The following is a 4698-nucleotide window of genomic DNA, read 5'->3' as shown; positions in this document are numbered from 1 at the left end:
CCCACGCGCACCTGCTTCTCCCCCTCAACCGCGTCGATGGTTGTGTGGTCCGGGGGGGCCTACCCCCCGCCACCCCCCCCCCCACCGCGGGGTGTGCGGGCTAGAGCGAGCTGATCAGGCGTTCCACCCGCTCGTCGACCGAACGGAACGGGTCCTTGCACAGGACCGTGCGCTGGGCCTGGTCGTTCAGCTTCAGGTGCACCCAGTCGACGGTGAAATCGCGGCCCGCGGCCTGGGCGGCGGCGATGAAGTCGCCGCGCAGCTTCGCGCGGGTCGTCTGGGGCGGGGTGTCCTTGGCGGCTTCGATCTCGCCGTCGTCGGTGACCCGGCGGACCAGGCCCTTGCGCTGGAGCAGGTCGAAGATGCCCCGGCCCCGGCGGATGTCGTGGTAAGCGAGGTCAAGCTGGGCGATGCGCGGGCTGGACAGGTCCAGGTCGTGCTTGTGCCGGTAGCGCTCGACCAGCCGGTGCTTGATCGCCCAGTCGATCTCGGTGTCGATCTTGCCGAAGTCTTGCTGCTCGACCGCGTCCAGCGCCCGGCCCCACAGCTCGATGACCCGCTCGTTCGCCGCGGTCGTGCCGTTGTCCTTGATGTGCTGGACCGCGCGGGCGTAGTACTCGCGCTGGATGTCCAGCGCCGAGGCCTCGCGCCCGCCGGCCAGCCGCACCTGGCGGCGGCCGGTGAGGTCGTGGCTGATCTCGCGGATGGCCCGGATCGGGTTGTCCAGGGTGAAGTCGCGGAACTGGACGCCGGCCTCGATCATCTCGAGCACCAGGTTCGCCGAGCCGACCTTCAGCATGGTCGTCGGCTCGGCCATGTTCGAGTCGCCCACGATGACGTGCAGGCGCCGGTAGCGCTCGGCGTCGGCGTGCGGCTCGTCCCGGGTGTTGATGATCGGCCGCGAGCGGGTCGTGGCGCTGGAGACGCCCTCCCAGATGTGCTCCGCGCGCTGGGACAGGCAGTAGACCGCGCCCCGCGGGGTCTGCAGCACCTTGCCGGCGCCGCAGATGAGCTGGCGGGTCACCAGGAACGGGAGCAGCACGTCCGCGATCCGGGAGAACTCCCCCGCCCGGGTCACCAGGTAGTTCTCGTGACAACCGTAGGAGTTGCCCGCCGAGTCGGTGTTGTTCTTGAACAGGAAGATGTCGCCGCCGATGCCTTCGTCGGCGAGCCGTCGTTCGGCGTCGACCAGCAGGTCCTCGAGGATCCGCTCCCCGGCCTTGTCGTGCGTGACGAGCTGGACCAGATCGTCACATTCGGCCGTCGCGTACTCGGGGTGCGAGCCGACGTCGAGGTAGAGCCGCGAGCCGTTCGACAGGAACACGTTGGAGGAGCGTCCCCACGACACGACCCGCCTGAACAGGTAGCGCGCCACCTCGTCGGGCGAGAGCCTGCGCTGTCCGTGGAAGGTGCACGTGACCCCGAACTCGGTCTCGATGCCAAAGATCCGCCGCTGCATTCCACCAGAGTAGGCGCTGCACCCCCGTCGACGGTGCGCCGTTCGGGCGTCGACACGCCCCCAGTACGCCACAGACGGTGAAATCTCCCCGAATCAGGCACGATTGGAGCACAGCTCTTGACGACGTGCGGAAGGCGGACTCCTTGTCACACCAGCTCATCCGGGCCTTCCGGCGGGTCGGCCGGACCGACCGCGCCCTGATGCGCCGCAGTGCCGCGCTCCCCGCCTCGAAGGTCGACGACGCGCTGATGACGCTGTCGAAATCGGCGAACAAGTCGCGCCTGTGGTGGGGGGTCGCCGCGCTGCTGGCCACCCGCCAGGGGGCGACCCGCCGGGGCGCCCTGCGCGGGGTCGTGGCGATCGCCGGGGCCAGTGCCGCGGCCAACCTGATCGGCAAGCCGCTCTTCCCGCGCCGGCGCCCGGCCGAAGAAGAGACGCCGATGCGCCGCCGCCTGCGGAAACGGCCGACGTCCTCGTCCTTCCCCTCCGGTCACTCCGCGTCCGCGGCCGCGTTCGCGACGGCGGTGGCGATGGAGTCGCCGCGGGCCGGGCTCGTGGTGGCGCCGCTCGCGCTGGCCGTGGCCTACTCGCGGGTCCACACCGGCGTGCACTGGCCGTCCGACGTCGGTGTCGGCCTGGGCATCGGTGTCGGCGTGGGACTGGCCACCCGGCACTGGTGGCCGCTGCACGACGACGTCCCGGGCCGCACCGCCCACGACGCCGACGCGCCGGAGATGGTCGACGGCGAGGACATGCTCGCCGTCGTCAACCCGAACTCCGGCGTGGCGGGCCAGGACCCGACCGAGGACGTCAAGTTCGCCTGGCCGAAGGCCACGCTGCTCTACCCGGACCCCGAGCGGGGCCTGCGCGCCCAGCTCGAAGCCGAGATCGACGCCCGTGGCACGGTCCGCGCGCTGGCCGTCGCGGGCGGCGACGGCACCGTGGCGGCAGTGGCCTCGGTCGCCGCCGAACGCGACCTGCCGCTCGCGCTGGTCCCGGCAGGGACGCTCAACCACTTCGCCCGCGACGTCGGCGTCAGCTCCATGCCCGAAGCCGACGCGGCGACCGAGGTCGGCAACGCGGTCCGCGTCGACCTGGGCGAAGTCGAGATCGACGGCGCCGGCGACCCGGACCACCGCTGGTTCGTCAACACCGCCAGCCTCGGCGGCTACCCGGAGATGGTCCGGCTGCGGGAGAAGCTGCAGGAGAAGCACCCGAAGTGGCCTTCGGCGGCGATCGCCCTGGCCAGGACGCTGCGGCACGCCAAGCCGCTGACCGTCCGGCTCAACGGCAAGCGGGCGCAGGTCTGGCTGCTGTTCGTCGGCAACGGCACGTACGCGCCGAAGGGTTTCGCCCCGAGCCGGCGCCCGGCGCTCGACACCGGCCTGCTCGACATCCGCTACCTGCGCGCCGACCTGCCCTACTCCCGGGCCCGGTTCCTGCTCGCGATGATCACCCGCAGCCTCGCCGCCAGCCACGTCTACCAGGAGCTGGACCTGCCCGAACTGGACGTCGAGCTGCTCGACGGCAACCGCCGCGTCGCCACCGACGGCGAGGTCGGCCCGCTCGGCAACCGGTTCCGCTTCCGGTCCCGTCCCCGCGCCCTGACGCTCTACCGGCTGTGAGGTTGCTTTACCTTCTCTCAACGAACCCACAGGGAGTCCCCGCTAGCTTCGTGATCGAGTTGCGGGCCCTCCTGCCCGCGGCCAGCGGACGGGCGGGGAATCGATGGACGGGCAGGGCCTGGCGAGCGCCATCCACCGGGCCGCGAGCGACCCGGTGCTGCCGGGTGACGTCACCGCCCGCGCCCGCGACCTGGGCCCGCTCGAGTCACCGCTCATCTGGCTCGGCTTCGCCTCGGCCGCCGTCGCCGTCCTCGCCGTCGTGGTCACGCTGTGGTACCGCCGCCGCGTCCGGCGCTGGGGGTTCACCGCCTTCGGCGTGCTCCTCCTGCTGGCGTCGGTCACCGCCGTCAACAGCTACGTCGGGTACGTCCGCACCTCCGACGACCTCGCCCGGCTCCTCCAGCGCGGCCCCGGCGTCGTCAACCTGGCCGGCCGCCTGCTCGACGACGGCAAGGAGGCCCCCGAACCGTCGTCGGGCTCGTTTCCGGATTCCTCGTCGGACTCGTCGTCGCCCGCGCCGCACCCCGGCGCCGGTGCGGCGGCCGCCGGGCAGCGGATCGACGTCGTCAACCTCCCCGACCCCGCCCACGGGATCCCGTCGGGCAGCAACTACGTCATCCTCCCGCCCGGGTACGACAGCGACCCCACCCGCCGCTACCCGGTCGTCTACCTGATCCACGGCTACCCCTTCGGCGGCCCCCGCGACTGGCTCACCTCCGGCGACGCCCCCGGCTCGCTCCTGGCGCTCCAGCAGGCCAACGTCATCGCGCCGATGATCGTGGTCAGCGTCGACCTGACCGCCGGCAACCCCAGCACCGACTGGGAGTGCCTGAACGTGCCCGGCGGCCCGCAGCTGGAGAGCTACCTGGCCGGCACCGTGGTCCCGGGCGTCGACCAGCGCTACCGCACGCTCGCCGACCGCACCCACCGGGCGCTGGGCGGCATGTCCGGCGGCGGCTTCGGCGCGCTCAACATCGGCCTCCACCACGTCGACGAGTTCGCCACCCTGGTGATCGCCCTGCCCTACGACGACCTCAACGACTCGGTCGGCATCCTCGACGGCAACCGGGCGGCCATCGCGGCCAACACGCCCCGCCGGTACCTGGCGACGATGAAGTTCCCGGCGCCGATTTCGGTGATGCTCGCGGTCGGCACCGGTGCGCCGACCGACGTCTCGACGGCGCGCCGGATTGCTGATGCTCTGCATGCCCGGGGGCAGGAGGCTGTGGTGCATGCTGAGCGGGGGTTCAACCACACCTGGCATACGGCTCGGGCCACGTTGCCTTATCTGCTCGCTTTTGCTGATCAGAATTTTCGGACTTCTCCGGCTACGTCCTGAGGGCTTTCTGCCGGGGGTTGCTCTGCGGGAGGTTCTCTGCCGGATTTCTCCCGCCGGCCCGAACGCCGGATTGTTCAGCGGCTGCGTATCGGTCGGCAGGGGGGTGTGGCCGAGGGCGGGCGTTGGTCGCCTCCTTGCCCCTTGGCGGTGAGCTTTTCGCGCTGTTCCTCGGCTCTGGCCTGGCCCTCACCGCAACACGAAAGAAGCGGGGGGGGGGGGCGCGGGCGCCCCCCCCCTATTTTGGTGGGGGTTGGGTATTAAAAGGCCTAGGGGGT

The 4698-nt window shown here is 71.5% G+C and carries 3 protein-coding genes; 2 read left to right on the top strand and 1 reads right to left on the bottom strand.

Going from position 1 to position 4698, the window contains the following annotated elements:
• Positions 1–100 precede the first annotated feature (100 nt).
• Positions 101–1459, bottom strand: coding sequence for a Pup--protein ligase (gene pafA / locus AB0M30_RS17440; protein ID WP_103342689.1), 1359 nt, complete (start codon positions 1457–1459; stop codon positions 101–103).
• A gap of 143 nt (positions 1460–1602) precedes the next feature.
• On the opposite strand from pafA, the gene AB0M30_RS17435 reads away from it, so the two are divergent.
• Positions 1603–3084 (top strand): phosphatase PAP2 family protein, encoded by a 1482-nt coding sequence (locus AB0M30_RS17435; protein ID WP_364585036.1) that lies wholly within the window; start codon positions 1603–1605, stop codon positions 3082–3084.
• A gap of 103 nt (positions 3085–3187) precedes the next feature.
• Positions 3188–4423 (top strand): alpha/beta hydrolase-fold protein, encoded by a 1236-nt coding sequence (locus AB0M30_RS17430; protein WP_364585035.1) that lies wholly within the window; start codon positions 3188–3190, stop codon positions 4421–4423.
• The last annotated feature ends 275 nt before the right edge of the window (positions 4424–4698 follow it).

This window comes from Amycolatopsis sp. NPDC051716 (assembly GCF_040681595.1).
Lineage (GTDB): Bacteria > Actinomycetota > Actinomycetes > Mycobacteriales > Pseudonocardiaceae > Amycolatopsis.
This window is presented reverse-complemented; position numbering and strand designations above follow the sequence as displayed.